This is a genomic window from Nostoc sp. CCY 9925 (genome assembly GCF_963920935.1).
Lineage (GTDB): Bacteria > Cyanobacteriota > Cyanobacteriia > Cyanobacteriales > Nostocaceae > Nostoc.
Genome location: NZ_CAWUDO010000299.1, coordinates 1 through 727, shown reverse-complemented (window position 1 = coordinate 727; position 727 = coordinate 1). Strand labels below are relative to the sequence as shown.

Here is a 727-nt window from a genome sequence, read left to right as displayed (position 1 = left end):
TACCATAACACCCTTGGGTTTACCCGTCGAGCCGGAGGTGTAAATCACGTAGACTAAATTGTTAGTCGTTACCTCACTGGCATAATTGTCCTCACTACTTTGAGCAATGTTCTCCCAGTCCATATCTAAGCATAAAACCTGTCCGCTATAGTTCGGTAGTCTTGTTACAAGTTCTTGTTGGGTCAGTAGAATGTAAGATTGACTGTCTTCTAGCATGAAGGCTAATCGCTCTTCTGGATAAGCAGGGTCTAATGGTACATAAGCTGCCCCCGCCTTAAGAATGCCTAGTAGCCCCACCATCATCAAAAGGGAGCGTTCTACGCACAAGCCAACTCTTACCTCTGGTCCAATGCCCAGTGTTTGCAAATAATGTGCCAATTGATTGGCACGGGAATTGAGTTCTTGGTAAGAGAGTTGTTCATTTTCATAGACTATTGCTACAGCATCAGGGGTTCGCTCTACTTGAGCTTCAAACAATTGATGGATACACAGGTTCTTGGGATAGTCACCTTTGGTGTCATTCCACTCCTCTAATAATTGCTTTCGCTCTGCTTTAGTTAAAAGCGGTAAATCCCATAGATGTTGTTTTGGATTGGTAACAATACCTTCTAACAAACTTTGGAAATGCCCTAGCATCCTACGGATAGTAGCAGCAGCAAACAAATCAGTGCTGTACTCTAACTCTCCAATTATTCCTTGTTCTGTGTCCTCCATGGACAAAGTCAAA

At 43.2% G+C, this 727-nt stretch carries 1 protein-coding gene; it reads right to left on the bottom strand.

Annotated features, from left to right (window positions below; translation table 11 throughout):
• Positions 1 to 714, bottom strand: a 714-nt coding sequence (locus ACM0OY_RS40535) for an AMP-binding protein (protein WP_414574322.1), incomplete at its 3' end; no start/stop codon positions are given.
• Positions 715 to 727 lie beyond the last annotated feature (13 nt).